This window comes from Thermus sediminis, assembly GCF_003426945.1.
GTDB lineage: Bacteria > Deinococcota > Deinococci > Deinococcales > Thermaceae > Thermus > Thermus sediminis.
The window spans coordinates 920421-945315 of record NZ_QURO01000004.1 but is presented as its reverse complement, the minus strand read 5'-3'; the positions used below and the strand labels follow the sequence as shown (position 1 = coordinate 945315).

Below are 24895 nucleotides of genomic sequence, written 5' to 3'. Positions count from 1 at the left end.
CTCTTTCTGTAGACTCAGGGTATGTTCCAGGAACTGAGCCCCAAGGCCCGCCAGGCGGCCGCCCGGGCCTTCCAGCCCCTTCGGGTGCGCCGGGGGAGCGCCCTCTACCGGGAGGGGGACGGGGCGGATGGGCTCTACCTGGTGCGGGAGGGGCTGGTATGGCTGGAGCGTTCAGCCGGCGCTGAGCCCGCCACCTTGGGGGTGGTGGGCCCGGGGGGGTTACTGGGGGAGGAGGTCCTGGTGGGGGAAAGGGGGCGCACCTCCGGGGCCACGGCCCTTACCTACGCCGAGCTCCTCTTCGCTCCTAAGGAGGGTCTCCTGGCCCTTCTGGAGGGCTTTCCCGAGGCCCAGGGCTTCTTCCTAAAAGCCCTTTACGCCCGCCTCAAGGCGGCGGAGCGGCGGCTTTGGGAAATGCGCCACCTCCCCGTGGCCCAGCGCCTAGCCCGCCTCCTCTTGGAGCTGCGGGGGGCGGGGGAGGTAGGGCTTTCCCACCAGGACCTGGCCCGCATGGTGGGGGCCACCCGGGAGACGGTGACCAAGCTCCTGGGGGATTGGGCCCTCCAAGGGGTGGTGGACCTGGGCTACCGCCGGGTGGAGGTCCGGGATCCCAAGGCCCTTGTCCGGCTGGGCGAGGCCCTTTAGGCTTGGGAGCGTGGAGCCCACCGCCCTGGCCCGGCTCCTGGACCTCCCCCAGGGGGAGGAGGCCCTAAGGGCCCGCCTGGGCCGGGAGGGGCACCCAAGGCTTTTTCAGGCCCTTTCCGCCTACCTCAAGCGCCTTTCCGCTCCCCCGGAGGTCCTGGTGGCTCTGGAGCGCCTCCGCAAGGGAGCGGTGGTGGCGGGCCAACAGGCGGGGCTACTCGGTGGCCCCGCCCTCACGTTTTACAAGGCCCACACCGCCTTGGGCCTGGCCGAGAGGGTGGGGGCGGCGGGGGTCTTCTGGGTGGCCTCCCAAGACCACGACGTGGAGGAGGTACGCCACCTCCATCTCCTGCTGGAGGAGGAGATCCGCACCCTCTCCCTTCCCCTACCTCCCTTGCCCTCTGGCCGCATCCCCCTGGCCCCTTACCGGGAGGCCCTGGCGGGCTTCCTGGGGCCTTGGGCGGGGGAGGCCCGGGTAGCCTACGCCCTCGAGGGGGCCACCCTCTCCGAGTTCTTCGCCCGCCTCCTCTTGGCCTTCTTGGGGGAGCGGGGGCTTATCCCCTTTGACCCCATGGCGGAGGAGCTTTCCCCCCTCTTCCAGGAGGCCCTGGAGCGGGAGCTTTCCGACCCCTTGGCCAGCGCCGAGGCCATCAACCGGGAGGCGGCCCGCATCCGGGCCCTAGGGGGGAAGCCCCCCTTGGGGCGCAAGCCCGGGGCCACCAACCTGTTTTTGGAAACCGACGCCCGCAGGCTCCTCTTCTACTGGGAGGGGGGCTTTAGCGACGGGGTAAGGCGCTATAGCAAAAGGGAACTCTTGCAGATCCTAAAGGCCGATCCCGCCCGCCTCACCCCGGCGGCGGGCCTGAGGCCCGTTTTTCAGGACCTCGTCCTGCCCACGGCGGGCCTCGTGGTGGGGCCCAACGAGTTCCGCTACGTGGCCGAGCTCCCCGGGGTCTACGCCCTCTATGGTCTCCCCGTGCCCGCCCTTTTCCTGAGGATGCAGGGGGTGGTCCTGGAGCCCCCCACCAGGCGCATCCTCGAAAGGTACCGCCTGGACCCCTGGGCCTTCGTGGACCGAGGGGAGGAGGCCTTTTTGGGGGCCGCAAGGGGGGTGATGGAGGGCTTCCAGGAGGTGGAGGGGGAAGTGGCCCGGATCCTGGAAGAAGTGCAGGCCCTGGCGGAAAGGGCCGCGGCCCTGGAGCCCACCCTGGAGCGCCCCTTCCGCCGCTTTCGGGCCAGGCTTTCCGGGGAAGGAGAGAGGCTTTTAAGGAAGGTCCTCCGGGCGAGGCTAAGCAAGGACGCCGCCCTCCTCCACCACCTGGAGCGCCTGAGGCGCCACCTCCAGCCCTTCGGCCTCCCCCAGGAGCGGGTCTATCCCTTCGCCATGTACGTCCTTCGCCATAGGGACGCCCTTGAGAGGCTGCGGGAGGCCCCTCTGGAGGGGCGGGCGGTGCTGGTGCTATAACATGGTTCTGGATCTGGAGCTATGAAGCGCCTGGCCTTTCTCCCCTTGGTCCTTTTGTCCCTCCTTTCCGCTCGGAGCCAGGAGAAGGACCTCCTCCTTAGGGTCCTCCTCAGGGAGGTGCCTCCGGGAGAGGAGGTGGTCCTCAAGACCCCTGAGGGGGAGGTGCGGGCCCGGGCGGGCGGGGAGGGGGTGGTGGTGGACGGTAGGGTTTACCCCTATCTGGACCTCAACGTTCCCCACTTCGCCCTTGGGGGCCGTGCCTATCGGGGCGGGGTCCGCCTCTTCACCCAAGAGGGCAGGCTCCTCGTGGTGAACCTGGTCCTCCTGGAGGACTACCTCCTTGGGGTCCTGCCTGGGGAGATGCCCGAGGGCTTTCCCATGGAGGCTCTCAAAGCCCAGGCCGTGGCCGCCCGCACCTTTGCGGTGTACCGCCTGAACCCCAGGGCCCCCTACGACCTTTGTCCGGACGTGCACTGCCAGGTTTACCAGGGGCTTTCCGCCGAGAGGCCCAGGCACCAGGAGGCGGTGGCCGCCACCCGGGGGCAGGTGCTAAGCTTTGGGGGCCAGGCCATCTCCGCCCTCTACCACGCGGACTCGGGGGGCATGACCGCAGGGAGCGAGGAGGTCTTCCAGAGGGCCCTTCCCTACCTGCGCCCCCGGCCTGACCCCTACACCCGGATGCAACCTTGGCGCCTCCTGGTAAGCCCCACCCAAGCCCAGAGGGCCCTCCTCTCCTTGGGCCTTGCCCCTAGGGGTCAGGACCCTCCCCAGGTGTTGGAGCGGAGCCCCTCGGGCCGGGCCTCTAGGGTGCGCCTCCTGGGGGTAGAGGTGCGGGGACCTGAGGCCCAGCGCCTCCTCCGCCTCATGGGTCTGCCCTCAGCCCTGGTGGACTTCCAGGGCTTTGAGGCGGTGGGCCAGGGGGCGGGGCACGGGGTGGGCCTCTCCCAGTGGGGAGCTAGGGGGATGGCCGAGGCGGGCTTCGGCTATCGGGAGATCCTGGGCCACTACTTCCCCGGCACTTTCCTCTCCGACCTCCTCATCGGCCAGGCCTCTGCCCCCGCCTTGGCTCTGCGCTGAGACCCCCCTGGGGACCACATGCCGAATCCCCTATCCCCCTCGGGCGGGAAATGCGGCCCCTTCTGAGGCCCCAGCCGCAGCAGGGCACTTAGCCATGCTTCTTCCCACCCCCATCGGCCCCCTTTGGCTGGAGGTTTCCGCAAGGGGGGTGAGGCGTCTGGAACCCGCTCTCTTTCCTCGTGGAAAGGAGGCGGCGGGCCCTTTGGTGGAGCAGGTGGCAGAGGCCTTGGACCGGTACTTCCGCGGGGAGAGGCCGAGCTTCCTGGACATACCTCTGGACTATTCGGGCCTGGGCCTCTGGCGGGTCGGGGTGTATGAGGCCACCCGGCGCGTCCCCTATGGAAGGAGCACCAGCTACAGCGCCGTAGGGGAGGCCGCTGGCCTCCCCGCGCGGGCGGTGGGGATGGCCCTCCGCACCTGCCCTTTCTTCCTCTTGGTCCCCGCCCACCGGGTGATCTACGCCGATGGGCGGCTTGGGGGGTTCGCCGGGCGGGAGGGGCTCAAGCTCTGGCTCCTCCGCTTTGAAGGGGCCCTTTAACCCACTGGGGTTCGGCCGCTTAGCAGCCTTCTCGTTAGGCCTCCACCCAGACAGCCACGGAGAAGGGGGGGAGCTCGGGGCCGGAAAGCCGCCCCCCCATGGGGGTGCAGACCGCCCCGGAGAGGAGGTCCACCGCCTGGGATCCCCGGGGCAGGGCCCCGTGCAGGGGAAAGTCCTGGCGGAAGGGAAGGGAAGTGGCGTTCACCACCACCAGGTACCGCCCACGGGTAAAGGCCAGGTGGCCGTCTACCGCATAAACCCGTCCGTAGGGAGCGGTTCGGAGCTCGGGGTGCTCCTTACGCAGGTGGGCCAAGCGCTTTACGGCCTCCCGAATCTCCTTCCGCCAGCGCCCTTCCTCCCAGACCATCCCCCCCCGGTTCTCCGGGTCGTGCCCCCCCTCCATGCCGATCTCCTCCCCGTAGTAGACCGTGGGGTTTCCCGGCAGGAGGAAGAGGAGGGAGAGGGCTAGCCTAGCCCGGGCCACCTCCCCCTTGAGAAGGGTGAGGAGCCTGGGGGTGTCGTGGGAGGTGAGGAGGTTCATCTGGGCCCGCACCACCTCCGGGCGGTAGCGGGTGAAGAGGTTCTCCAGCCGGTGGCTGAAGGCCAGGGCCTGGAGGGACTCTATGTGTCCCAGGCCCGTCTTCGCCGCCAGCCCTCGGTCCAGGGCCTCCCCCCCCACGAAGCCCAGGATGGCCCGGGCGAGGGGGTAGTTCATGGTGGCGTCAAACATGTCCCCCTGGAGCCAGGAGTCCGCTTCCTCCCAGATCTCACCCACGATGTAGGCCTTGAGGTCGGCCCCCTTCACCCTGCGGCGGAAGGCCCGCCAAAACTCGGGGTCTTGGATCTCGTTGGGCACGTCCAGGCGCCACCCGTCCACGCCGAAGCGGATCCAGTGCTCCGCTACGCCGAGGAGGTACTCCCGCACCGCCGGGGTCGCCACCTTCAGCTTGGGGAGCTCGGGGTTGCCCCACCAGGCCTCGTAGTTGGGGTTTTGGCTGTAGGCCTTCAAGGGGAAGTCCTTCACGTAGTACCAGTCCCGGTAGGGGCTTTCCGGGCCGTTTTCCAGGAGGTGCTGGAAGGCGAAGAAGCCCCGGCCCGTGTGGTTGAAGACCCCGTCTAGGATCACCCGGATCCCGTGGGCGTGGGCCACCTCCAGGAGGTGCCTAAGGGCGGCGTTCCCCCCCAGGATGGGGTCCACCTGGAAGTAGTCCGTGGTGTGGTAGCGGTGGTTGGCGGTGGAGGCGAAGATGGGGTTCAGGTAGAGGGCCTCCACCCCCAGGTCCACAAGGTAGGGGACCTTTTCTGCGATGCCAAAGAGGGTCCCGCCCTTGAAGCCCCGTAGGGTGGGGGGGGCGTCCCATGGCTCAAAGGGCCCCGCGGGAGCCGGCCTGCCCGGGGGGCCCGCCCGGAAGAAGCGGTCGGGAAAAATCTGATAGAAGAAGGCGCCCTCATACCAAGCCATGGAGGGCAGTGTACCACAGGGAAAAGGTGCTTGGATCACAAAAATCCTTGTCCCCTTGGCCCTGCTCTGGTATCCTTCCCCCGGTGGAGGGTATGGGGGGGCGGCTTTTCGTGATGACCGGGGCCAGCGGGGTGGGGAAGGGCACGGTGCGGGCCAAGGTGCTGGAGCGCACCCGCCTCTTCTACTCCATCTCCATGACCACCCGTCCTCCCCGCCCCGGGGAGCGGCACGGGGTGGACTACTACTTCGTGGACCGGCCCACTTTTCAGGCCCTTTTGGACGAAGGGGGGTTTTTGGAGCACGCGGAGTACGTGGGCCACCTCTACGGCACCCCTAGGACCCCGGTGATGCGGGCCCTGGAGCGGGGGGAGGACGTCCTCTTGGAGATTGAGGTCCAGGGGGCCTTACAGGTGAAGGAAAAGGTGCCCGAGGCGGTCCTCATCTTCCTCCTCCCCCCCTCGCTTTCGGAGCTGAAGAAGCGCCTGGTCTTCCGGGGCACCGACGGGCCCGAGAAGGTAGAGAAGCGCCTAAAGCAGGCGGAGTGGGAGATAAGGAACGCCCACGTCTTTGACTACGTGGTGGTGAACGACGTCCTGGAGGAGGCGGTGGCCGACTTCCTGGCCATCGTCACCGCGGAGCGCTGCCGCCGGGAGCGCATGGGGTGGGCCTTGGAGCGGGCTTTGGAGCGGGACGAGGTTTTGGAGAGGGACCTGGATGAGATTCTGAGGAGGAACTATGGCGGAACCGGGCATTGACGGGCTTTTCGGCATGGTGGACTCCAAGTACCGGCTCACGGTGGTGGTGGCCAAGAGGGCGCAACAGCTTCTGCGCCACCGCTTCAAGAACACCGTCTTGGAGCCGGAGGAAAGGCCCAAGATGCGCACCCTCGAGGGCCTCTACGACGACCCCAACGCCGTCACCTGGGCCATGAAGGAGCTCTCCATGGGCCGCCTGGTCTTCGGGGAGAACCTGGTGCCCGAGGACCGGCTGCAGAAGGAGATGGAAAGGCTCTACCCCGTAGGGGAAGAGGGGGCCTAGGTGGCCCGGGTCCTGGTGGCGGTGACGGGTGGGGTGGCCGCGGTCAAGGCCCCCCACCTCCTCCGCCTCCTAAGGGCCAAGGGGCACGAGGTGCGGGTCCTGGCCACGCCCCGGGCCCTGGAGTTCATCACCCCCCTCTCCCTGGCCGTGGCCGCCGGGGGGGAGGTGGCCACGGAGGAGACCTGGTTCCGCCCCGACGGCCGGGCCCTGCACATAGACCTGGCCCGTTGGGCGGAGGTGGTCCTGGTGGCCCCGGCCACCGCCGAGGCCATGGCCAAGGCCGCCCTGGGCCTTGCCGACGACCTCCTTTCCGCTACCCTCCTGGCGGGGGCCAAGCGGGTGGCCTGGGCCCCGGCCATGAACGAGGCCATGTGGCTTTCCCCCCAGACCCAGGGGCATGCGGAGCGGCTTGAGGCCCTGGGCCACGCCCTCTTCGGCCCCGGCTACGGCCCCCTGGCCGCGGTGGGGGAGGGGGAGGGGTGGGGGCGGATGTTGGAGCCCGAGGAGCTCGTGGAGCGCCTCGAGGCCCTCCTCACCCCCAAGGACCTCCTGGGGCTGAGGCTTTTGGTCTCCGCCGGGCCCACCCGGGAGTACCTGGACCCGGTCCGCTTCCTCTCCAACCCCTCCTCGGGGAGGATGGGCTACGCTGTGGCCGAGGCTGCCCGGAACCGGGGGGCGGAGGTGGTCCTGGTCACGGGCCCCACCTCTCTCCAAGACCCCTGGGGGGTGGAGGTGGTGCGGGTGGAAAGCGCCCTGGAGATGCGGGAGGCCATCCTGGGCCGCTACCCCTGGGCGGAGGCCGTGGTCATGGCGGCGGCGGTGGCCGACTACCGCCCGGCCGAGGTCCTGAGGGACAAGGAGCCCAAGGCGGAGGTGGAAAGGACGATCCGCCTCGTCCCCAACCCCGACATCCTCAAGGAGCTTGGGGAGAGGAAGGAGGGGAGGGTTCTCGTGGGCTTCGCCATGGAGACCGCTTCCGGCCTGGAGCGGGCCCGGGAGAAGCTCCGCCGCAAGAACCTGGACCTCATCGCCCTGAACTGGGTGAACCGGGAAGGGGTGGGCTTTGGCTCCTCGGAGAACGAGGTGGTCCTCCTCACGGGGGACGGGCGGGTGCTGGAGCTTCCCCGGATGGAAAAGCAAAGGGTGGCCCACCGTATACTGGACCTGGTCAGGGAGTTCTGGAAACCCTGAGGTGGATATGCGCAGCAAGGAGGAGCGGCACCGCGCCATCCAGGAGATCGTGAGCCGGGAAGAGATCGGCACGCAGAAGGAGCTGGTGGAGAGGCTCCGCCAGCTGGGCTTTGACGTGACCCAGGCCACGGTGAGCCGGGACATCGCCGAGCTGCGCCTGGCCCGCATCGCCCTAGGCAAGGGGCGGCACAAGTACGCCCTGCCCTCCATGGAGCTTCCCGAGGACATCCAGGAGGAGCTGAAAAGGCAGTTTGACCTCTTCGTCAAGGACGTGGACCGGGGGGGGAACGTCCTGGTGGTGAAGACCGCCGAGGGGCACGCCTCCGGCATCGCCCTCCTCATGGACCGCCTGAGGCGGGACGAGATCGTGGGCACCCTGGCCGGGGAGGACACCATCCTGGTGGTGGCCCGCACCGAGGAGGGGGCGAGGGCCCTCGAGGAGGAGTTCGGGGAGCTTCTGGTGGCGGGGAAGCGCCTCAAGTAAGCCGGTGGAGCTTTTCCTCAAGTCCTTCCTCACCCTCCTCGTGGTCGTGGACCCGGTGGGGCTCGTCCCCGTCTTCTTGGCCCTGGCCGGGGATCGGCCGCCACGGGAGCAGGCCCGCATCGCCAGGAAGGCGGTTTTGGTGGCGGGGGCGGTCCTCACCTTCTTTTTCTTCTTCGGGCGGGAGCTCCTCGCCTACTTGGGCATCAGCCTGGACGCCCTGAGGGTGGCGGGGGGGATCCTCCTCTTCCGCATCGCCACCGAGATGGTCTTCGCCCACCACGAGCGGGAGACGGAGGAGGAGGCCAGAGAGGCCCGGGAGCGGGCGGACATCTCTGTCTTTCCCCTGGCCATCCCCCTGATCGCCGGGCCTGGGGCCCTGGCCAGCGTCCTGGTCCTGGGGGCGGAGGCGGGGCGGGCACCCTTGGGGGTGGGGACCGTCCTCCTCACGGCCTTTTTGGTCCTGGCCCTGGCCTACCTCTTCCTGCGGGGGGCCGCTGGGGTGCGCCGGGCGTTGGGGCGCACCGGGGTCAACGTCGTGACCCGGGTCCTCGGCATCCTCCTGGCGGCCCTGGCGGTGCAGTACGTGGCGGGCGGGGTCATGGGCTTCCTTGGCTGAGGAGCAGCCGGGCGTGGGAAAGGGCGGCCTCCGTGTACTGGCCGGAGAGGAGGCGGGCGAGCTCCCGCACCCGCTCTTCCCCTTCTAAAACCTCCAGGCCCACCCCCTCCCCTTCCTTCACCACCCGCAGGTGGCGGTGGGCCTTGGCGGCGATCTGGGGCAGGTGGGTGACCACCAGGACCTGCCTCTTTTCCCCCAGGCGGGCCAGGCGCTCGGCCACCCTCCAGGCGGTCTCCCCCCCGAGCCCCGTGTCCACCTCGTCAAAGACCACGGTGGGGGCCTCGGCCCCGGTGAGGAGGGCCAGGGCCAGGGCCAGGCGGGAAAGCTCCCCGCCGCTCATGGCGCCCAGGGGGGCAGGGGGGAGGTGGGGGTTGGCGGAGAAGCGGAAGGCCACCTCCTCGAGGCCAAAGGGCCCGGGCTCCGGCAAGGGCTTCAGGTCCACTAGGAAGCGGGCCTTGGGGAAGCCGAGTTCCCTTAGCTCCTCCTCCATGCCCGCCATAAGCCTCCTGGCCGCCTCTTCCCGGGCCTCGCTCAGGGCCTCCCCGGCCCGGAGGAGGGCCTCCTTGGCCGTCTTGAGCTCCCTTCCCACCTCCTCCAGCCGGGCCTCGCCCCCCTCTAGCCGAGCGAGCTCCTCCTGGGCCCTCTCCCCGTAGGCCAAGACCTCCTCCAGGGTGGGGCCGTACTTGCGCTTCAAGCGCTCCAGGAGGTTAAGCCTCTCCTCCAGGTGGGCGAGGTGCTGCGGGTCCCCCTCGAGGCCCTCCAGGTAGGAGGAAAGCTCCGCCACCACCGCCCTCACCCCCTCCAGGGCGGCCTCCAGGTCCCCCGCCAGGGCCTCCAGGGCCCGGTCGTACCGGGCTCCGGCCTTTAGCTCCCGAAAGGCGGCCTCCAAAGCCCCGGAGGACTTTCCCTCTAGCAGGGCATAGGCCCTCCCTGCCCGCTCCCTTAGGGCCTCCAGGTGGCGAAGCCTCCGGGCCTCCTCCTCCAGTTCCCGGTCCTCCCCGGGCCGCACCTTGGCCTCGGCGATCTCCCTGACCTGGAAGCGGAGGAGGTCCTCCCGGGCCTCCTTTTCCCTGAGGGCGGCCTCGAGGGCCCGCCTCTCCTCCAGGAGGGCCTGGTGGCGGGCGTAGGCCTCGGCGTAGCGGACGAGGAGGGCGGGGTCTAGGAGGGCATCCAGCACCTCTCGCTGCCTCCTCGGGGAGAGGAGGACCAAGGCGGCGTGCTGGGCGTGGAGGGAGAGCCACCTTTGCGCTTCCTCCTGAAGCTCCTTTAGGCTCACCACCTCCCCGTCGATCCGGGGGGTAGAGCGGGCTCCTACTCTTCTGGAGAGGACCTTGGGCTCGGGCCCCTGGAAGAAGGCGGTGACCAGGAGGCTGTCCCCAAAAGGTCCCACCATCCCCTCCGCCTTGGCCCCCAGGAGGAGGGCTAAGGCGTCCACCAGGAGGCTCTTCCCCGCCCCCGTCTCCCCGGTGAGGACGTTGAGGCCCGGGGCAAGCTCCAAGACCGCCTCGCGGATCACGGCCAGGTTCTGGACCTCGAGGCGCTGAAGCATCCCCTTCATTGTAGGACCTTCCCGCTCCCTTTGGGACATGCGGATTTTCCGCTATACTGAAGGTATGACGATCCCCCTTTCCCTCTCCTACCGGGGCCAGATCACCCTGCCCAAGGAGGTCCGGGAGAAGCTGGGCCTAAAGCCCGGGGATGTCCTCCTCCTAAAGGTGGAGGAGGGTAGGCTCGTGCTGGAACCCGCCCTTCTCCTTACTTACGAGGTTTACAGTGAGGAAAGGCTGGAGGAGTTCCGCAAGGCCGCCGAGGCCACTCCGGAGGAGGTCACGGCCTTTCTCAAGGCGTGGGGCTTGGAGTGAGGGTGTTTCTTGATGCCAACGCCCTCTTCTCCATGGCCCTTGGAGGGCCGGTTTTTAACGCCATTCTGGAGGTGGCCAAAAGAGGCCGCCTTCGCTTACTTACCAGTGCCTTCTGCTACTTTGAGGCGTGGCGCAACGTTGAGCTGAAAGTTCCCGAGAGGCGCGAGGCCCTGAGGGCCATCTTGAAGTGGATCAGGCTGGTTCCCGAGGCCCAACCCGAGCCTTGGATGGAGGGCCTTTTACCGGAGAAGGACATGCCCGTTTTGGCGGCGGCGGTGGCTGCCCAGGCCACCCACCTCCTCACGGGAGACCTGCGCCACTTCGCCCCCCTCATGGCCCGGGAGGACCTGCCCCTAAAGGTCCTCACTCCTGGGGACTTCATCCGCGGGGTAAAACCCTAGGGCATGGGGTGGGCAAGGGCCAGGCGCCGCACCTCCTCCCTTAGGGCCTCCGAGGGGCCTTGGGTCAGGGCCCGGTCTATGAGGTCAGCGATCGTGGGCATCTCCTCGGGGGTGAAGCCCCGGGTGGTGATGGCCGGGGTGCCGAGGCGGATCCCCGAGGTGACCCTGGGGGGCTTGGGGTCAAAGGGGATGGCGTTCTTGTTGACGGTGATCCCCACCTGGTCCAGCCTCTCCTCCGCCTCCTTGCCCGTGAGGCCCTTGGGGCGGAGGTCCACCAGGAGGAGGTGGTTGTCCGTGCCCCCGGTGACGATGCGGTAGCCCCGCTGGGCCAGCTCCTCCGCCAGGCGCTTGGCGTTTTGCACCACCAGGCGGCTATACTCCTGGAACTCAGGCTGCATCGCCTCAAAGAAGGCCACGGCCTTGCCGGCGATCACGTGCTCCAGGGGGCCGCCCTGGATGCCGGGGAAGATGAGCTTGTCTATCCTCTTGCCGAGCTCCAGGTCCTGGCTCAGGATGAGGCCGCCCCGGGGGCCCCGAAGCGTCTTGTGGGTGGTGCTGGTGACCACGTGGGCGTGGGGCACGGGGTTGGGGTGGAGGCCCGCCGCCACCAGCCCGGCGAAGTGGGCCATGTCCACCACCAGGTAAGCCCCAACCTCGTCGGCGATCTGGCGGAAGGCCTGGAAGTCCCAGACCCTCGGGTAGGCGCTGGCCCCCGCCACGAGGACCTTGGGGCGGTGCTCTAGGGCGATCCTTCGCACCTCCTCGAAGTCAATCCGCTCCGTCTCCGGGTTCACCCCGTAGAAGACCGCCTTGTAAAGCTTCCCGGAAAAGTTCACCTTGGCCCCGTGGGTGAGGTGGCCGCCTGCGGCCAGGTCCATGCCCAACAGGGTGTCCCCCGGCTCCATGAGGGCCATGTAGACGGCCATGTTGGCCTGGGAGCCGGAGTGGGGCTGGACGTTGGCCCAGGCTGCCCCAAAAAGGGCCTTGGCCCGCTCTATGGCCAGGGCCTCCACCTGGTCCACGAACTCGCACCCGCCGTAGTACCGGGCCCCCGGGTAGCCCTCGGCGTACTTGTTGGTGAGGATGCTGCCCACCGCCTCCCGCACCGCTTGGGAGACGAAGTTCTCGCTGGCGATGAGCTCTAGCCCCTCCCTTTGCCTTTTCTCCTCCAGAGCGATAAGCCTAAAGAGGGCCTCGTCCCTTAGGGTGGTCGTGATCATAGCCCGATTATAGGCCCTCCAGGGGGAGGGGCTGATAAGCTAGAGACATGAGGGGCGATGTCTGGAACCTTCTCAAGTGGGGCGTGATCCTCGTCTTAGCGGTGTTGCTTGTCGTCACCATCCTTATCAACTTCACCACCAGCCGTGATCTCCCTGAGCTGGTCCGGGTCCAGGTGGAGCGGTACGCGGTGTGCAGCTACTGGTTCTTCGGCTGGCACCTGGTCTCCACAGGGGCCTTTGCCCTCGCCTTTTTGCTGGTGGGTTTCCTTCTCGGCCTGGCCGTAAGCCTCTTGCCGAGGCGGCATGCTCGAGGCTGAGGCCAAGCGGAGGAAGGAGGGGGTGCGGGCCGTGCTGGCCCGGGGGCTCGAGCTTTTGGCCCGTACCCCGGTGGACACGGGCCCCTTGCGCCAGGCCCTTTTGGACCTGGAAGGCCCCTTCCTCCTCGTGGTGGTGGGAGAGTTCAACTCGGGTAAATCCACCCTGGTGAACGCCCTTTTGGGAGAGGACCTCCTCCCCGAGGGGCCTACCCCTACCACAGAGCGCATCCAGCTTCTGGCCCACGGGGAAGGGGGGGAGGAGAGGGGGGAGGGCTTCCTCCGCCTCTGGCGGCCCCACCCTCTTCTCCGGGAGCTCAACCTGGTGGACACCCCCGGCACCAACGCCCTCATGGAAAGTCACCAGGTGCTCACGGAGGGCTTCCTGCCCCGGGCCGACCTGGTGCTCTTCGTCACCAGCGCTGACCGCCCCCTCACCCGTTCGGAGGCGGAGGTCTTGCACCTCATCCGGGCTTGGGGGAAGAAGGTGCTCCTGGTGGTGAACAAGGTGGACCTCCTCGCCCCCGGGGACCAGGAGGCGGTGGCCCGTTACGTGGCCCAGGGGGTTAGGGAGGTCCTGGGGGCGGAGGTACCCCTGTTCCTCGTCTCCGCCCGCCGGGCCAAGGAGGGCGGGGACCCAGGCCTGGAGGCCCTGAGGGCCCACATCGCCAAGACCCTGGCGGGGAAGGCCCTTCGCCTAAAGCTCGGGGGGGCCCTAGGGGTGCTGTCCCGCCTCCTCCAGGAGGGCAAGGGGGCCTTAGGGGCCGAGCGGGAGGAGCTGTTGAAAGCCCTCGCCACCTGCGAGGCCCTGGAGGACCTCCTCCAACGGCACGCCGCCCGGGTGCGGCGCGACTTCGCCGGACAGGTGGCCCTGGTGGCCCAGGTGTTCCGGGAGGTGGAGGGGCGGGGCCACCGCTTTCTGGAAGAGACCGTGCGCCTGGCCCGCCTGCCGGACCTGCTAAACGCCAAGGCCTTTCGGGAGGCCTTCCAGAGGGAGGTGGTTCAGGACGCGGGCGCCCGGCTGGAGCGGGCGGTGGGGGAGGCCCTTCGGTGGCTCGCCCGCAGGGAGGAGGAGCTCCTTCTGGACGCCCTGGCCTATCTCAAGGAGGCCCGCCCGCTCCCCCGGGGGGAGGAACCCCTCTTCGCCTCCCTCGAAGAGGCGCTCGGGCGGTTCAACCCCGAGGAGGAGGCCATGAGGCTCTCCGGCCTGGCCCAGGAAGCCGTGGTGCGCACCCTGGCTGGGGGAGCGGGGGGGCTTGGCCTGGGAGCGGCCCTGGTCCTGGTCCTCAAAGGGCTCCTGGCGGACCTGATGGGGCTTCTGGCGGGCTTTTTCGTGGCCTTCCTGGCCCTCTCCATCCTGCCCAGGCGGAAGGAAAGGGGCAAGAGGCTCCTTTCCCAACGGCTGGAGGAGGCTTTCCTTGCGGTGCGGAGGGCCCTCGAGGAGGCCCTGGAGGCGGGTCTTGCCCGGGGGGCGGAGCGCTTCCAGGCCCTCTACCGGGACCGGTGCGAGGCCCTAGCCCAGCGCCTGCGGGCCCTGGAGGACCGCCTCGGGGCCCTGGACCGCCTCGAGGCGGAGGCTTCCGCCCTCTAGCCCAGCTCTAGGGCGAGCTTTTCCCCCTCCACGGGCACTCCGGCGGGGTAGCGGCCGTTGAAGCAGGCCAGGCAAACCGGTCCCCTGATGGCCCGCCTGACCCCTTCCTCGGAGAGGAAGGCCAAGGAGTCGGCCCCGATGTAGGCCCGGATCTCCTCCACGCTCTTCTCCGCGGCGATGAGCTCCTTCCTGGCGGCGGTGTCTATGCCGTAGTAGCAGGGGAAGCGGATGGGGGGGCTACTGACGCGGAAGTGGACCTCCTTGGCCCCCGCCTCCCTCAGCATTCCCACGATGCGCTTGCTGGTGGTGCCCCGGACGATGGAGTCGTCGATGAGGACCACCCGCTTGCCCCTCACCGCCGAGGTGGGGGCGAGCTTGAGGCGGGTCTTCAGGTCCCTGAGCTCCTGGGTGGGCTGGATGAAGGTGCGCCCGGCGTAGGGGTTCTTGTAGAGGCCGTACTCCAGGGGGAGGCCAGAGGCCCTGGCGTAGCCCACCGCAGCCCCCATGCCGGAGTCGGGCACGGGGACCACGATGTCCGCCTGCGCCGGGGCCTCCCGGAAGAGCTCCTCGCCCATGCGGACCCGGGCCTGGTAGGCCTCTATGCCGTCCAGGAGGCTATCGGGCCGGGCGAAGTAGATCCACTCAAAGGCGCAAGGGGTGGGGTCTGGGGGAAGGACCTGGAGGCTCCTCAGCTTCCCCTCCTCCACCCAGACCACCTCCCCGGGGCGCACGTCTCTCACGTACTCGGCCCCGAGGAGGTTGAGGGCCGGGGGCTCGGAGGCGAAGGCGTAGCCCCAGGGGGCCTTCCCGAGGACCAGGGGGCGCACCCCGTGGGGGTCGCGGAGGGCAAGGAGCGTCCTCCGGTCCATGAGGAGGATGGAGTAGCCCCCTTCCAGGGCCTTCATGGCCTCGGCCGCGGCCTGGGGTAGGGGCAGGCGGCCCAGACGGGCCAGGAGGAGGAGCATGACCTCGGTGTCCGTGGTGCTCTGGAAGGTGGCCCCCTCCAGGAGGAGGCGGTCCCTGAGGGGTTTGGCGTTCACGAAGTTGCCGTTGTGGGCGATGGCCAGGACCCCGTGGGCGGTGCGGGCGGTGAGGGGCTGGGCGTTGAAGCGGAGGTTGGAGCCCGTAGTGGAGTAGCGGGCGTGGGCGATCCCCAGGCGGGCTCCGGGAAGGCGGAGGCGGGAGAGGCGCTCCTCGGTGAAGATCTGGTTCACCAGGCCCAACTCCTTCTCCACCACGAAGGCCTCGCCGTCGCTGACGGCGATCCCCGCAGCCTCCTGCCCCCGGTGCTGGAGGGCGAGAAGGCCTAAGTACAGCAACCCCGCTACGTCCAAAGGGGTCTCGCTGTAGAGTCCTAGGACTCCGCACTCCTCTTTAGGCTTGTCCATCCAAAACCTCCTGCAAGGGGGTCTTCCAGGCAGCCTTGAGCGCCTCCACACCCCACTCTAGCACCCCCTCGGGGGTGAGGACCGTGAGGGTCTTCCCCCCGGTTTCCCCCAGGACCCGGTAGGGGAGGCCCATGGCCTCCAGGAGGAGGGTGGCCTCCCGCAGGCCCTCCTTGGCCACGGTGAAGAGGATGCGGCTTGGGGCCTCGCCGAAGAGGGCCTCCAGGCCCCTTTCCCTTATTTCCACCGTGGCCCCTACTCCGTAGGGGAAGGTCATCTCCGCCAGGGCCACCAGAAGCCCCCCTTCGGCCACGTCGTGGGCCGTCTTCACTAGGCCCTCCCCGATGAGCCTGCGGATGGCCTCCTGGGCTTTCCTCTCACGCTCCCAGTCAATGGGCGGGGGGCTTCCCGCCTCGAGGCCCAGGAGGACGTAGAGGGCCTCGCTCCCCCCGAAATGGCCCCTTTCCTCCCCGATGAGGAGGATGGCCTCCCCCGGCCGCCTAAAGCCCATCTCCGCCCGCCTCTCCACGTCCAGGACCCCCACCACCCCCACCATGGCCGTGGGGGGGATGCGCCTGCCCCCCGATTCGTTGTAAAGGGAGACGTTGCCAGAGACCACGGGGATCCCCAGGGCCCCGCTGGCCTCCTTTAGACCCAGGATGGTCTCCTGGAGCTCGTAGTAACCCTCAGGGGTCTCGGGGCTCCCCAGGTTGAGGCCATCGGTGTAGGCGAGGGGCCTGGCCCCCACCACGGAAACGTTCCTCGCAGCCTCCGCCAGGGCGTGCATGGCCCCTAGGCGCGGGGCGAGGCGGCTATAGCGGGGGTTCTGGTCCACCTTGGCGGCGATGCCCAGGCGGGTCCCCTTCACCCAGAGGACGGCGGCATCCCCCCGGCCCGGGAGGAGGGCGGTGCGGGTCCCCACCTGGTGGTCGTACCGCTCGTAGACGGCCTCCCGGCTCGCCAGGTTGGGGGAGGCGAGGAGCCTTAGAAGGGCCTCCCTTGGGTCCACCTCTAGGGGGGGAAGGGGCGTTTCCCTCAGGGCCCGGATCTCCGGGTCCTCCCGTCCCACCCGCACGTAAAGGGGAGCCTCGGCCAGGGCCTCGGTGGGGAGTTCGGCCACCACCTCTCCCCGGTGGAGGACCCGGAAGACCTTCTCCGGGATGGTCCTGGCCACGAGGACGCAGTCCAGGCCCCACCTCCGGAAGACCGCCTCCAGCTCGGCCTCCTTCCCCTCCCGGGGCACCAGGACCATGCGCTCTTGGCTTTCCGAGAGGAGGAGCTCCTCGGGGGCCATGCCCCCTTCCCGGGTGGGGACCCAGTCCAGGTGGAGCTCCACCCCCAGGCCCGACTTGTGGGCCAGTTCGGCGAGGCTACTGGTGAGCCCCGCCGCCCCCATGTCCTGGACGCCCTCCACCAGGTCCCCTTCTATGGCCTCGAGGGTGGCCTCCAGGAGGAGCTTGCCCAGGAAGGGGTCCCCCACCTGGACCGCAGGGCGGTCCTCCTCCTTCTCCTCCTTGAGCTCGCGGCTCGCGAAGGCCGCCCCCCCGATCCCGTCCCGGCCCGTCTTGGCCCCGGCGTAGTAGACCGGCCGGCCCAGGGAGGCCCGGCTCCTCTTCAGGCTTTCCTCCCTCAGGAGGCCCAGGCACATGGCGTTCACCAGGGGGTTTTCCCCGTAGCCCTCGTGGAAGTAGAGGTCCCCCCCCACGGTGGGCACCCCGATGGCGTTGCCGTAAAAGGCAATGCCGGAGACCACCCCCTTGAGGAGGTAGCGGCTTCTTGGGCCCGTGGGGGGGCCAAAGCGCAGGGAGTCCAGGAGGGCGATGGGCCTCGCCCCCATGCTCAGGATGTCCCGGAGGATCCCTCCCACCCCGGTGGCCGCCCCCTGGAAGGGCTCCACCGCCGAGGGGTGGTTGTGGCTCTCAATCTTGAAGGCCACGGCCCACCCTTCCCCGATCCGCACCACGCCGGCGTTCTCCCCAGGCCCCTGGAGGACCGCCTCCCCCTCCTTGGGGAGCTCCTTGAGGAGGGGGCGGGAGTTCTTGTAGGCGCAGTGCTCGCTCCACATCACCTTGAAGAGGAGGAGCTCCACCCGGTTGGGCTCGCGCCCCAGGCGCCTCAGGATCTCCCGGTACTCCCCCTCGGGGATGCCGATCGCTTGGGCTAGGGTTTCCATCACTCTAGGAGGGAAAGGAGTTCCCGGTGGTCCTTGACCTTGGCCGTGGGCCGCACCTCCCCGTTCACCTCCCTCAGGCCCACGTACTGCACCGCAAAGGGGTAGCCCGCCCCAAAAGCCCCCTTGATGTCCGTCTGGGGCAGGTCCCCCACGTGGAGGGCCTCCTCCGGGGCCACCCCCAGGGCCTCGAGGGCCACGTGGAAGGCCTCGGGCCTGGGCTTCACGAAGCCCGTCTCGTCGGAGAAGCTATAGGCCTGGAAAACGTCCAGGCCGTGGCGCCTCAGGTGTTCCCGGAGGAGGCGGCCCGGGGTCATCCCCGTGTCGGAGACCAGGGCCAGGGGGTACCTCTTGGCCAGGTCCTTCAGGACCTCCACCCCGGGGAGGGCCTCGAGGTCGGCGAGGAGGGAGGTCTCCTCCAGCCTTCTCGCGGTGAGGGCGATGAGGCCGGGGTCGTGGGGGGCCCCGAGGAGGGCGAAGATGCGGGCCACCCGGTCGTAGACCCCCATCTGCTCTCCCGCCTTCCAGGCCTCCTCAAAGGCCAGGGTGGCCTGGCGGTAGGCCTCCCGCACCTCGGCCTCCTCGGCGGGGTGGCCCGCCTCGGAGAGGGCGTCCAGGAGGACCTCATACCGGGTGGGCATGACCCTTTCCATGAACGCCTGGCCCTCGGTGAAGAGGGTGCCCCAGAAGTCAAAGGTGATGGCTTTGGGTTTCATCGCGCGACCTCCTTCGCGAGTCCCAGGAAGAAGGGGAGCCCGTCGGTCCCCCCCAGGACCTCGTCCACGGCCCGCTCGGGGTGGGGCATCATCCCCAGGACGTTCCCCCTTTTGTTCACGATGCCGGCGATGTCGTGGAGGCTTCCGTTGGGGTTGTAGTCCTCCTCCCCTCCTAGGGGGGCGTAGCGGAAGACCACCAGGCCCTCCCCCTCAAGCCTGGCCAGGGTTTCTCTGTCGGCGTAGTACCGGCCTTCCGCGTGGGCGATGGGAAGCCTAAGGACCTGCCCCTTCCCGTAAAGCCGGGTGAAGGGGAGGTCCACCCGCTCCACCCGCACTCCCACCTCCTTGCAGGTGAAGTGGAGGTTGAGGTTGGCGAGGAGGGCCCCCGGGAGGATCCCCGCCTCGGTGAGGACCTGGAAGCCGTTGCAGACCCCGATCACGTACCGGCCCTCCTCGGCAAAGCGGCGCACGGCCTCCATGACCGGGCTCTTGGCCGCCAGGGCCCCGGGGCGCAGGTAGTCCCCGTAGCTAAACCCCCCGGGGAGGAAGACCCCGTCAAACCCCTTGAGCTCCTTCTCCGTGTGCCAGACGAACGCCGCCTCCATCCCCGCCTTCTTGAGGGCGAAGCGGGCGTCCTCGTCGCAGTTGGAGCCGGGAAAGCGGACGATGGCCCACCTCATGGCACTTCCTTTAGGGCCTCGAGGGTCCAGGTCTCCATCACCGGGTTGGCCAAGAGCTGGCCCAGGGCCTTGGCCCTTTCCTCGGCCTTTAGCAGATTCTCCTCCTGGAAGACCACCTCCAGCACCTTCCCCACCCGCACGCCCTCCACCGGGTGGCCGAGGTCCCTCAAGACCCCTTCCACCGCCCGGCCCTGGGGGTCCAGGATTCCCTCCTTGAGCTCAATGAGCAACGTGGCCTGGTATCTCGGCATCCTCACCCCCCCAAAACCCGCCTCAGCACCTCCTGGTAGGCCTCCTCCACACCGCCCAGGTCCCTGCGGAAGCGGTCCTTGTCCAGGGGCTCCCCGTCCTTCCGAAGCCGCATGGTGTCGGGGCTGATCTCGTCGGCCAGGAGGATCTCCCCCCCATAGCGGCCAAACTCCAGCTTGAAGTCCCAAAGGTCCAGGCCCCTTTGGGCGAAGAAACCCCTGAGGAGCTCCCCCACCCTTAAGGCGGTGGCCTTGACCCTTTCCAGCTCGCCCTCTTCCGCAAGCCCTAAGGCCAGGATGGCGTTCTCGCAGATCAAGGGGTCCCCCAGGGCGTCGTTCTTGAGGGAGAACTCCACCAGGGGGGCCTGGAGGGGGGTGCCTTCCTCCACCCCGTAGCGCCTGGCGAAGCTCCCCGCCGCCCGGTAGCGGAGGATGACCTCGAGGGGGAGGATCTCCACCCGCCGCACCAGCATCTCCCGGTCGGAGAGCTCCTTCAGGAAGTGGGTCTTCACCCCGTGGGCCTCGAGGTGGCGGAAGAGGAAGGCGGAGACCTTGTTGTTCACCACCCCCTTGCCCGGGATCAGGCCCCTCTTCTGAGCATTGAAGGCGGTGGCCTCGTCCTTGAAGTAGACCCTTAGGTTTTCCCCCTCGGGGTAGAGAATCTTGGCTTTGCCCTCGTAGAGCTTTTCCATGGGTCTCCTGGATGGGCGCTTGGCCCCTTCTCCCCATTCTAAGCCCCTCTGTGCCACAATGGGGGCAGGCATGGCCCTGGTCTTAAACCTGGCGCACCCCATCACCGAGGCGGAACTCCGCCGCCTTTCCGAGCTCAATCCCGGGTACCAGCTGGAGCGTTCGCCGGAAGGGAGGCTTTGGGTGAGTCCCACAGGAGGAGAGAGCGGCCGGAGGAGCTTGCAACTGGCCTATCAGCTGGCCCGCTGGAACGAGGAGAAGGGCTTGGGCGTGGTCTTGGACTCCTCCACGGGCTTCCTTTTGCCCGATGGCTCCATTCTTTCCCCTAATGCCGCCTTCGTGGAGCGGGCCGTGTGGGAGGCCCTTTCCGGGGCCGAAAGGGAGGGTTTTCCCCCCATCGCGCCCAAGGCGGTGTTTGAGATTCGCTCCGCCTCCCAGGCCGTGGAGGAGCTCAGGTCCAAGATGGCCCTTTACCTGAAGAACGGGGCACGGCTTGGGGTTTTGGTGGACCCTTACGCCCGGGTGGTGGAAGTCTACCGCCCCGACGAGGAGCCTCTTCGCTTCCAAGGGGTGGAGGCCGTTTCCCTGGAGCCGGAGCTTCCGGGCTTCCGCCTTCACCTCCCCCCTTTGTGGTAGCGAAGTGCCCGCACTTTGGTTTCGCAACATGGGAGGCCCAAGTCATACCACCCCATGCTGGCGCAAGCCAGCATGGGGGCCCCGAGGGTATCAGGACTGTGGGGGAACTTTTGGGGCCCCCGCCGCGGCGAAAGCCGCGGTGGGGTACTTAGAGGCCAAATCGGGCGTAGATGGCCTCCACGTGCCGGAGGAAGGGGGCGGGGTCAAAGAGGGCCTTGAGGGCCTCCCCCTTCAGGGGGTTTTCCGGGTCCTCCTCCAGAAGCTCGGCCAGGGGCCGCTTTTCCTCCCAGCTCCTTAGGGCGTTCCGCTGGACGATGGCGTAGGCCTGGTCCCGGGAGAGGCCCCTCTGGATGAGGGCGTTTAGGACCCCCTGGGAGTAGACCAGGCCCCGGGTGAGGTCCAGGTTCCGCCATAGGTTCTCCTCGTGGACCACCAGGCCCAAGAGGATCCCCCTAAGCCGCCTCAGGGCGTAGTGGGCCAGGGTGGTGGCGTCGGGGAGGATGACCCGTTCCACAGAGGAGTGGGAGATGTCCCGCTCGTGCCAAAGGGCGATGTCCTCCAGGGCGGGCCCCAGGTAGCCCCGGAGAAGCCTCGCCACCCCGGTGAGGTTTTCCAGGCCCACGGGGTTTTTCTTGTGGGGCATGGAGGAGCTCCCCGTCTGCCCCTCCCGGAAGGGCTCCTCCACCTCGAGGACCTCCGTGCGCTGGAGGTGCCTTAGCTCCACCGCCACCCGCTCCAGGTTCCCCCCCAGGATGGCCAGGGCCGCCAGGACCTCGGCATGCCGGTCCCGGGGGACCACCTGGGTGGAGACGGGCTCCGGGCGGAGGCCAAGCCTCCCCGCCACGTGGGCCTCCACCTCCGGGGGGACATGGGCGTAGTTGCCCACGGAGCCCGAGAGCATGGCCACGCCGATGGTCTCCTTGGCCCGCCCTAGCCTCTCCTTGTCCCGGGCGAAGGCGGCGAGGAAGGAGAGGAAGCGAAGGCCGAAGGCCGTGGGCTCGGCGTGGACCCCGTGGGTGCGGGCGATGGCGGGGGTGTGCCTGTAGCGGAGGGCGAGGCGCTCTAGGGCCTCCTCCACCCCCCTTAGCTCCTCTAGGACCAGGTCCAGGGCCTTGACCAGCAGGGCGTTTTGCGCCGTGTCCACGATGTCGGAGCTGGTGAGGCCCAGGTGGAGGTAGCGGCCCACCTCCTCGTCCCCGGTCCACTCGGTGAGGGCCCGGGTGAAGGCCACGAGGTCGTGGCGGGTGGAGGCCTCTATCTCGGCCACCCTCCCGGCGAAGGCCTCGGTGAGGGGCTTTTCCTCAAGCTTCTCCAAGAGCCTTTTCGCCAAACCTCGGGGCACCTGGCCCAGGGCCTCCCAGGCCTCGAGGGCGTAGGCCTCCACCAGGGCCCACATGCGGTAGCGGCTCTCCTCCGACCAGAGGGCGGCCATCTCTGGCGTCTGGTAGCGGGCGATCATGGCCTTAGGCTACCAGGCCCGGGGGTCCTTCTTTTGCGGTACCCTGAAGGAGGCCAGGGGAGGATGGGGATGGCGGTCTGGGGGGTTCCGCGGGAGGTCCACGGGGGCGGGCGGTTCCTCATCCCCCGCAAGGACTTTGCCCCCGCCTACCTCAAGGCCTTTGAGGAGGGGCGCCTTCGGGAGAAGGTGGAGGAGGCCCTCTCCCACCTGGCCTCCCCCTGCCGGGTCTGCCCCCGGGGTTGCCGGGTGAACCGCCTGGAGAACGCCTTCGGCGTGTGCCGCACAGGCCGGTATGCCCGGGTGGCCAGCGCCTTCCCCCACTTCGGCGAGGAGGATGTCCTCCGGGGCTGGGGGGGCTCGGGTACCATCTTCTTCTCCTGGTGCAACCTGCGGTGCGTCTTCTGCCAGAACTTTGAGGTGAGCCAGATGGGGGAGGGGGAGGAACTCACCCCCAAGGAACTGGCCCGGCTCATGGTCCGGCTCCAGGAGATGGGCTGCCACAACATCAACCTGGTGACCCCGGAGCACGTGGTGCCCCAGGTGGTGGAGGCCCTGCCCCTGGCCGTGGAGATGGGCCTTAGGGTGCCCCTGGTCTACAACACCAGCGCCTACGACAGCCTGGAGTCCCTTGGGGTTCTGGAGGGCCTGGTGGACGTCTACATGCCGGACTTCAAGCTCTGGAGCCCGGGGCCAAGCCGCAGGTACCTCCTCGCCCCCGACTACCCCGAGGCGGCCCGCCGGGCCATCGCCGAGATGCACCGCCAGGTGGGGGAGCTCAAGGTGGACGAGGACGGCCTGGCGGTGCGGGGGGTCCTGGTGCGCCACCTGGTGATGCCGGGCCTTTTGGAGGAAACCGAGGCCATCCTCCGCTGGCTGGCGGAGCTCTCCCGGGACACCTACGTGAACCTCATGGACCAGTACTACCCCGCCTGGAAGGCCAAAGGGGACCCCCGCTACCGGGAGATCGGCCGCAAGGTGGGGCCCGAGGAGATGGCGGCGGCCTGGCGCATGGCTCGCTCCCTGGGCCTTTGGCGGCTGGACCGGCGCTGGCGGGGGGTGGGCCGTGTCTGGGGTTGGGCCTAGGCGGAGTAGGCCTTAGGGAAGGGTCAGGGCAAAGCTAGCCCCGAAGCCCTCCGGGGTTGGGGGGAGGGGAGGCTCTGCTCGGAAGAGGCCGTCCTGGCAGTTTTCCACCCGGGGCAAGCTCCCCTTGGGAGGGGAAGAGCTGGGTGGGGAGGGCCCGGCCTGCCTCTGCCCGTGGGTAGGGGGCGCGGCTCGGCTACCAGCCGGGGAAGGGGGTGGGGTTGGGAGCCTTGGTATAAACTGGGTTTATGATCCGAGCCCTCACCTTTGACGTGGGGAACACCCTGATCCTGGCGAGCCCCCGCTTCTGGCTCCTGCCCTTTTTGCAGGAACGGGGCCTTAAGCCCCAGGGGGACGTGCGGCGGGCGGCCCTCGAGGCCTTTCGCTTCTACGAGGAGCACCACCTCTTGGCCCGGGACCTGGAGAGCGCCCTGGGCCTTTGGCGGGAGTTCCACCGGAGGCTTTTTTGGGGGCTGGGCCTCGGAGAGCATGCGGAGGTCTTGAGCCAGGAGTTCGTGGAGAACTGGAGCGATCCCCGCATCTGGCCCCTGGTCCCGGGGGCCGAGGAGACCCTAAAGGCCCTCAAGGAGAGGGGCTACCCCTTGGCCGTGGTCTCTAACTGGGACGCCTCCTTGCCGGAGATCCTCGAGGTCGTGGGCCTAAGGCGCTACTTTGACCACCTCGCCGTGAGCGCCCTCTCCGGGGTGGCCAAGCCCGATCCCAGGCTCTTCCAGGAGGCCTTGGCTGCCCTGGGGGTGGCCCCGGAGGAGGCGGTGCACGTGGGGGACTCAGAGGCGGACCTCCTGGGGGCCAGGGGGGCGGGGATGCGGGCCTTCCTCTTTGACCCCACGGGGGAGAACCCCGAGGCCCTCCACCGCCTCCCTGCGGTGCTAGACTACCTCCCATGAGCGTGCGGAAGGCCATCTGGGGGGAGAGGCAGGAGGCCATGGAAAAGAGCCTCCAGGAGGTGGACCCTGACCTCTTCCGCTACATCCGGGACTTCGCCTACGAGGAGGTCCTGGCGAGGCCGGGGCTGGACCTGAAGACGAGGGAGCTTCTCGCCATCACCGCCCTCATCGCCCTGGGGAGCCCCAAGGAGCTCGCCACCCACCTGGAGGGGGCCCTCAGGGTGGGGGCTAGGGAAGAGGAGGTGCGGGAGACCATCCTCCAGTCCGCCCTCTTCCTGGGCTTTCCCCAGGCCTTGGCCGCCATGAAGCTCTTCCACAAGGTGCTAAAAGGCCGTGGTGCTCCTCACGAGGGGGAAGGATAGGGCGCTTTTAGAGAGGCTCGCCGCCTTGGGGATAGAGGCGGCGGAGGTGGCCCTTTTGGAGCAGGTGGACCTCCCTGCGCTGGCCCTTCTTCCGGGGAAGCTCCCCCTGGCGGACTGGGTGGCCGTGACCTCCAAGGAGGGGGCGAGGCGCCTCCTCCTCGCTTGGGAGAGGGCGGGGAAGCCCCCCCTCCAGGTGGCGGCGGTAGGGGAGGGGACGGCGGAGGTCCTGAGGGAGGGCGGGCTTCCCCCGGCCTTCGTCCCCGGCAGGGCCACGGCCAAGGACCTGGCGGAGGGCTTCCCGGAGGCCAGAGGGGTCCTCTTCGTGGCCGGGGACCTGGCGGGGGGGGACCTGGAGGGGGGCCTTGGGGCGCGGGGGATTCCCGTGGAGCGCCTGGAGGTCTACGCCACCCGGGAAAGGGTCCTTTCCCCGGGGGAAGTGGCCTTACTGGAGAAGGCGCAGGTGGTGGCCTTCTTCAGCCCCTCAGGAGCCAGGGCCTTCGCCCGCTGGACCCCTAGGCGCCCCAAGGCCGCCTGCATCGGCCCCAGCACCGCCAAGGAGGCCCTAGGGCTTGGCTTTCCAGTATGGGAGGCGGAGGCGCCAGGCCTAGGGGGGCTCTTCCAGGCCATCCTGGGGGCCCTGGGGCCCTAGGGGCTTATGTCCCT

The 24895-nt window shown here is 68.8% G+C and carries 28 protein-coding genes; 18 read left to right on the top strand and 10 right to left on the bottom strand.

Features of this window, described 5'->3' with window-relative positions:
* The first annotated feature begins 21 nt into the window (after positions 1–21).
* The 4 genes from ATI37_RS05630 to ATI37_RS05615 all read left to right on the top strand — a co-directional run bounded on the left by ATI37_RS05630 (position 22) and on the right by ATI37_RS05615 (position 3719).
* On the top strand, positions 22–642 hold the full coding sequence (locus ATI37_RS05630) for a Crp/Fnr family transcriptional regulator (RefSeq protein WP_117237503.1): 621 nt from the start codon (positions 22–24) through the stop codon (positions 640–642).
* A 10-nt stretch (positions 643–652) separates the two neighbouring features.
* Positions 653–2104 (top strand): bacillithiol biosynthesis cysteine-adding enzyme BshC, encoded by a 1452-nt coding sequence (gene bshC / locus ATI37_RS05625; protein ID WP_117238527.1) that lies wholly within the window; start codon positions 653–655, stop codon positions 2102–2104.
* A gap of 21 nt (positions 2105–2125) precedes the next feature.
* On the top strand, positions 2126–3181 hold the full coding sequence (locus ATI37_RS05620) for a SpoIID/LytB domain-containing protein (protein ID WP_117237502.1): 1056 nt from the start codon (positions 2126–2128) through the stop codon (positions 3179–3181).
* 94 nt (positions 3182–3275) lie between these two features.
* Positions 3276–3719: a methylated-DNA--[protein]-cysteine S-methyltransferase gene (locus ATI37_RS05615; RefSeq protein WP_117237501.1), complete on the top strand. Its 444-nt coding sequence runs from the start codon at positions 3276–3278 to the stop codon at positions 3717–3719.
* Positions 3720–3753: 34 nt separating this feature from the next.
* On the opposite strand, the gene ATI37_RS05610 is transcribed toward ATI37_RS05615, so the two are convergent.
* Positions 3754–5181 carry a glycoside hydrolase family 13 protein gene (locus ATI37_RS05610; RefSeq protein ID WP_117237500.1) on the bottom strand — a complete coding sequence of 476 codons (1428 nt, stop codon included), beginning with the start codon at positions 5179–5181 and terminating at the stop codon, positions 3754–3756.
* Between the two features lie 92 nt (positions 5182–5273).
* On the opposite strand from ATI37_RS05610, the gene gmk reads away from it, so the two are divergent.
* The 5 genes from gmk to ATI37_RS05585 are packed head-to-tail and all read left to right on the top strand — an operon-like array spanning position 5274 to position 8510.
* A complete protein-coding gene (gene gmk / locus ATI37_RS05605; RefSeq protein WP_117237499.1) occupies positions 5274–5936 on the top strand; it encodes a guanylate kinase in 663 nt (220 codons plus the stop codon).
* Positions 5917–6219, top strand: a complete 303-nt coding sequence (rpoZ, locus tag ATI37_RS05600; protein ID WP_117237498.1) for a DNA-directed RNA polymerase subunit omega — start codon at positions 5917–5919, stop codon at positions 6217–6219. The genes gmk and rpoZ overlap by 20 nt, the downstream gene beginning before the upstream one ends.
* Complete coding sequence (gene coaBC / locus ATI37_RS05595) at positions 6220–7410, top strand: bifunctional phosphopantothenoylcysteine decarboxylase/phosphopantothenate--cysteine ligase CoaBC (protein ID WP_117237497.1); 1191 nt, start codon at positions 6220–6222, stop codon at positions 7408–7410.
* A gap of 7 nt (positions 7411–7417) precedes the next feature.
* Positions 7418–7894 (top strand): arginine repressor, encoded by a 477-nt coding sequence (argR, locus tag ATI37_RS05590; protein WP_117237496.1) that lies wholly within the window; start codon positions 7418–7420, stop codon positions 7892–7894.
* A 4-nt stretch (positions 7895–7898) separates the two neighbouring features.
* Positions 7899–8510: a MarC family protein gene (locus ATI37_RS05585; RefSeq protein WP_117237495.1), complete on the top strand. Its 612-nt coding sequence runs from the start codon at positions 7899–7901 to the stop codon at positions 8508–8510.
* On the opposite strand, the gene ATI37_RS05580 is transcribed toward ATI37_RS05585, so the two are convergent.
* Positions 8491–10059: a DNA repair protein RecN gene (locus ATI37_RS05580; protein ID WP_117237494.1), complete on the bottom strand. Its 1569-nt coding sequence runs from the start codon at positions 10057–10059 to the stop codon at positions 8491–8493. The two genes, ATI37_RS05585 and ATI37_RS05580, sit on opposite strands and share 20 nt — an antisense overlap.
* Positions 10060–10123: 64 nt before the next feature.
* Here ATI37_RS05580 and ATI37_RS05575 point away from each other — a divergent pair, with 64 nt between their 5' ends.
* A complete protein-coding gene (locus tag ATI37_RS05575) occupies positions 10124–10372 on the top strand; it encodes an AbrB/MazE/SpoVT family DNA-binding domain-containing protein (protein ID WP_117237493.1) in 249 nt (82 codons plus the stop codon).
* Positions 10369–10773, top strand: a complete 405-nt coding sequence (locus tag ATI37_RS05570) for a PIN domain-containing protein (protein WP_117237492.1) — start codon at positions 10369–10371, stop codon at positions 10771–10773. The genes ATI37_RS05575 and ATI37_RS05570 overlap by 4 nt, the downstream gene beginning before the upstream one ends.
* Here the strand turns inward: ATI37_RS05570 and glyA are convergent.
* A complete protein-coding gene (gene glyA / locus ATI37_RS05565; protein WP_117237491.1) occupies positions 10770–11993 on the bottom strand; it encodes a serine hydroxymethyltransferase in 1224 nt (407 codons plus the stop codon). The genes ATI37_RS05570 and glyA overlap by 4 nt on opposite strands.
* Before the next feature lie 47 nt (positions 11994–12040).
* Here glyA and ATI37_RS05560 point away from each other — a divergent pair, with 47 nt between their 5' ends.
* Together ATI37_RS05560 and ATI37_RS05555 are read left to right on the top strand one after the other, a co-directional pair.
* The gene (locus tag ATI37_RS05560; protein WP_117237490.1) at positions 12041–12310 is read left to right on the top strand and encodes a hypothetical protein; all 270 of its coding nucleotides are present in this window, start codon (positions 12041–12043) and stop codon (positions 12308–12310) included.
* Positions 12297–13898: a dynamin family protein gene (locus ATI37_RS05555; RefSeq protein WP_117237489.1), complete on the top strand. Its 1602-nt coding sequence runs from the start codon at positions 12297–12299 to the stop codon at positions 13896–13898. Before ATI37_RS05560 ends, ATI37_RS05555 begins: the two co-directional genes overlap by 14 nt.
* Here ATI37_RS05555 and purF read toward each other — a convergent pair.
* From purF to purC, 6 genes are read right to left on the bottom strand one after another with little or no spacing between them, the layout of a single operon-like run.
* Complete coding sequence (purF, locus tag ATI37_RS05550; protein ID WP_117237488.1) at positions 13895–15286, bottom strand: amidophosphoribosyltransferase; 1392 nt, start codon at positions 15284–15286, stop codon at positions 13895–13897. The genes ATI37_RS05555 and purF overlap by 4 nt on opposite strands.
* On the bottom strand, positions 15273–17456 hold the full coding sequence (purL, locus tag ATI37_RS05545) for a phosphoribosylformylglycinamidine synthase subunit PurL (RefSeq protein ID WP_117237487.1): 2184 nt from the start codon (positions 17454–17456) through the stop codon (positions 15273–15275). The genes purF and purL overlap by 14 nt, the downstream gene beginning before the upstream one ends.
* On the bottom strand, positions 17456–18169 hold the full coding sequence (locus ATI37_RS05540; RefSeq protein ID WP_117237486.1) for an HAD family hydrolase: 714 nt from the start codon (positions 18167–18169) through the stop codon (positions 17456–17458). Before ATI37_RS05540 ends, purL begins: the two co-directional genes overlap by 1 nt.
* Positions 18166–18849 carry a phosphoribosylformylglycinamidine synthase subunit PurQ gene (gene purQ, locus ATI37_RS05535; protein ID WP_117237485.1) on the bottom strand — a complete coding sequence of 228 codons (684 nt, stop codon included), beginning with the start codon at positions 18847–18849 and terminating at the stop codon, positions 18166–18168. Before purQ ends, ATI37_RS05540 begins: the two co-directional genes overlap by 4 nt.
* Positions 18846–19100 carry a phosphoribosylformylglycinamidine synthase subunit PurS gene (purS, locus tag ATI37_RS05530; protein ID WP_117237484.1) on the bottom strand — a complete coding sequence of 85 codons (255 nt, stop codon included), beginning with the start codon at positions 19098–19100 and terminating at the stop codon, positions 18846–18848. Before purS ends, purQ begins: the two co-directional genes overlap by 4 nt.
* Positions 19101–19102: 2 nt before the next feature.
* Positions 19103–19789: a phosphoribosylaminoimidazolesuccinocarboxamide synthase gene (gene purC, locus ATI37_RS05525; protein ID WP_117237483.1), complete on the bottom strand. Its 687-nt coding sequence runs from the start codon at positions 19787–19789 to the stop codon at positions 19103–19105.
* Between the two features lie 70 nt (positions 19790–19859).
* On the opposite strand from purC, the gene ATI37_RS05520 reads away from it, so the two are divergent.
* Complete coding sequence (locus ATI37_RS05520; RefSeq protein WP_117237482.1) at positions 19860–20423, top strand: Uma2 family endonuclease; 564 nt, start codon at positions 19860–19862, stop codon at positions 20421–20423.
* 148 nt (positions 20424–20571) lie between these two features.
* Here ATI37_RS05520 and purB read toward each other — a convergent pair whose 3' ends face one another.
* Positions 20572–21882: an adenylosuccinate lyase gene (purB, locus tag ATI37_RS05515; protein ID WP_117237481.1), complete on the bottom strand. Its 1311-nt coding sequence runs from the start codon at positions 21880–21882 to the stop codon at positions 20572–20574.
* Positions 21883–21951: 69 nt separating this feature from the next.
* Between purB and ATI37_RS05510 the strand changes: the two genes are divergently transcribed.
* The 4 genes from ATI37_RS05510 to ATI37_RS05495 all read left to right on the top strand — a co-directional run bounded on the left by ATI37_RS05510 (position 21952) and on the right by ATI37_RS05495 (position 24881).
* The gene (locus tag ATI37_RS05510) at positions 21952–22965 is read left to right on the top strand and encodes a radical SAM protein (RefSeq protein ID WP_117238526.1); all 1014 of its coding nucleotides are present in this window, start codon (positions 21952–21954) and stop codon (positions 22963–22965) included.
* A 245-nt stretch (positions 22966–23210) separates the two neighbouring features.
* Entirely contained in the window at positions 23211–23870 is a 660-nt protein-coding gene (locus ATI37_RS05505) for an HAD family hydrolase (RefSeq protein ID WP_117237480.1), read from the top strand.
* The gene (locus ATI37_RS05500) at positions 23867–24232 is read left to right on the top strand and encodes a carboxymuconolactone decarboxylase family protein (protein WP_117237479.1); all 366 of its coding nucleotides are present in this window, start codon (positions 23867–23869) and stop codon (positions 24230–24232) included. The genes ATI37_RS05505 and ATI37_RS05500 overlap by 4 nt, the downstream gene beginning before the upstream one ends.
* Positions 24204–24881 carry a uroporphyrinogen-III synthase gene (locus tag ATI37_RS05495; protein WP_117237478.1) on the top strand — a complete coding sequence of 226 codons (678 nt, stop codon included), beginning with the start codon at positions 24204–24206 and terminating at the stop codon, positions 24879–24881. The genes ATI37_RS05500 and ATI37_RS05495 overlap by 29 nt, the downstream gene beginning before the upstream one ends.
* Positions 24882–24895 lie beyond the last annotated feature (14 nt).

Bases quoted from the DNA above. Each gene is read 5' to 3' on its own strand.
- purS (WP_117237484.1), bottom strand. From the start codon at position 19,100: ATGCCGAGATACCAGGCCACGTTGCTCATTGAGCTCAAGGAGGGAATC.
- gmk (WP_117237499.1), top strand. From the start codon at position 5,274: ATGGGGGGGCGGCTTTTCGTGATGACCGGGGCCAGCGGGGTGGGGAAG.
- ATI37_RS05620 (WP_117237502.1), top strand. From the start codon at position 2,126: ATGAAGCGCCTGGCCTTTCTCCCCTTGGTCCTTTTGTCCCTCCTTTCC.
- ATI37_RS05630 (WP_117237503.1), top strand. From the start codon at position 22: ATGTTCCAGGAACTGAGCCCCAAGGCCCGCCAGGCGGCCGCCCGGGCC.
- purQ (WP_117237485.1), bottom strand. From the start codon at position 18,849: ATGAGGTGGGCCATCGTCCGCTTTCCCGGCTCCAACTGCGACGAGGAC.
- ATI37_RS05560 (WP_117237490.1), top strand. From the start codon at position 12,041: ATGAGGGGCGATGTCTGGAACCTTCTCAAGTGGGGCGTGATCCTCGTC.
- purF (WP_117237488.1), bottom strand. From the start codon at position 15,286: ATGGACAAGCCTAAAGAGGAGTGCGGAGTCCTAGGACTCTACAGCGAG.
- ATI37_RS05615 (WP_117237501.1), top strand. From the start codon at position 3,276: ATGCTTCTTCCCACCCCCATCGGCCCCCTTTGGCTGGAGGTTTCCGCA.
- purC (WP_117237483.1), bottom strand. From the start codon at position 19,789: ATGGAAAAGCTCTACGAGGGCAAAGCCAAGATTCTCTACCCCGAGGGG.
- ATI37_RS05540 (WP_117237486.1), bottom strand. From the start codon at position 18,169: ATGAAACCCAAAGCCATCACCTTTGACTTCTGGGGCACCCTCTTCACC.
- purB (WP_117237481.1), bottom strand. From the start codon at position 21,882: ATGATCGCCCGCTACCAGACGCCAGAGATGGCCGCCCTCTGGTCGGAG.
- ATI37_RS05575 (WP_117237493.1), top strand. From the start codon at position 10,124: ATGACGATCCCCCTTTCCCTCTCCTACCGGGGCCAGATCACCCTGCCC.
- ATI37_RS05505 (WP_117237480.1), top strand. From the start codon at position 23,211: ATGATCCGAGCCCTCACCTTTGACGTGGGGAACACCCTGATCCTGGCG.
- argR (WP_117237496.1), top strand. From the start codon at position 7,418: ATGCGCAGCAAGGAGGAGCGGCACCGCGCCATCCAGGAGATCGTGAGC.
- glyA (WP_117237491.1), bottom strand. From the start codon at position 11,993: ATGATCACGACCACCCTAAGGGACGAGGCCCTCTTTAGGCTTATCGCT.
- ATI37_RS05580 (WP_117237494.1), bottom strand. From the start codon at position 10,059: ATGCTTCAGCGCCTCGAGGTCCAGAACCTGGCCGTGATCCGCGAGGCG.
- purL (WP_117237487.1), bottom strand. From the start codon at position 17,456: ATGGAAACCCTAGCCCAAGCGATCGGCATCCCCGAGGGGGAGTACCGG.
- ATI37_RS05510 (WP_117238526.1), top strand. From the start codon at position 21,952: ATGGCGGTCTGGGGGGTTCCGCGGGAGGTCCACGGGGGCGGGCGGTTC.
- ATI37_RS05520 (WP_117237482.1), top strand. From the start codon at position 19,860: ATGGCCCTGGTCTTAAACCTGGCGCACCCCATCACCGAGGCGGAACTC.
- ATI37_RS05500 (WP_117237479.1), top strand. From the start codon at position 23,867: ATGAGCGTGCGGAAGGCCATCTGGGGGGAGAGGCAGGAGGCCATGGAA.
- rpoZ (WP_117237498.1), top strand. From the start codon at position 5,917: ATGGCGGAACCGGGCATTGACGGGCTTTTCGGCATGGTGGACTCCAAG.
- ATI37_RS05555 (WP_117237489.1), top strand. From the start codon at position 12,297: ATGCTCGAGGCTGAGGCCAAGCGGAGGAAGGAGGGGGTGCGGGCCGTG.
- ATI37_RS05610 (WP_117237500.1), bottom strand. From the start codon at position 5,181: ATGGCTTGGTATGAGGGCGCCTTCTTCTATCAGATTTTTCCCGACCGC.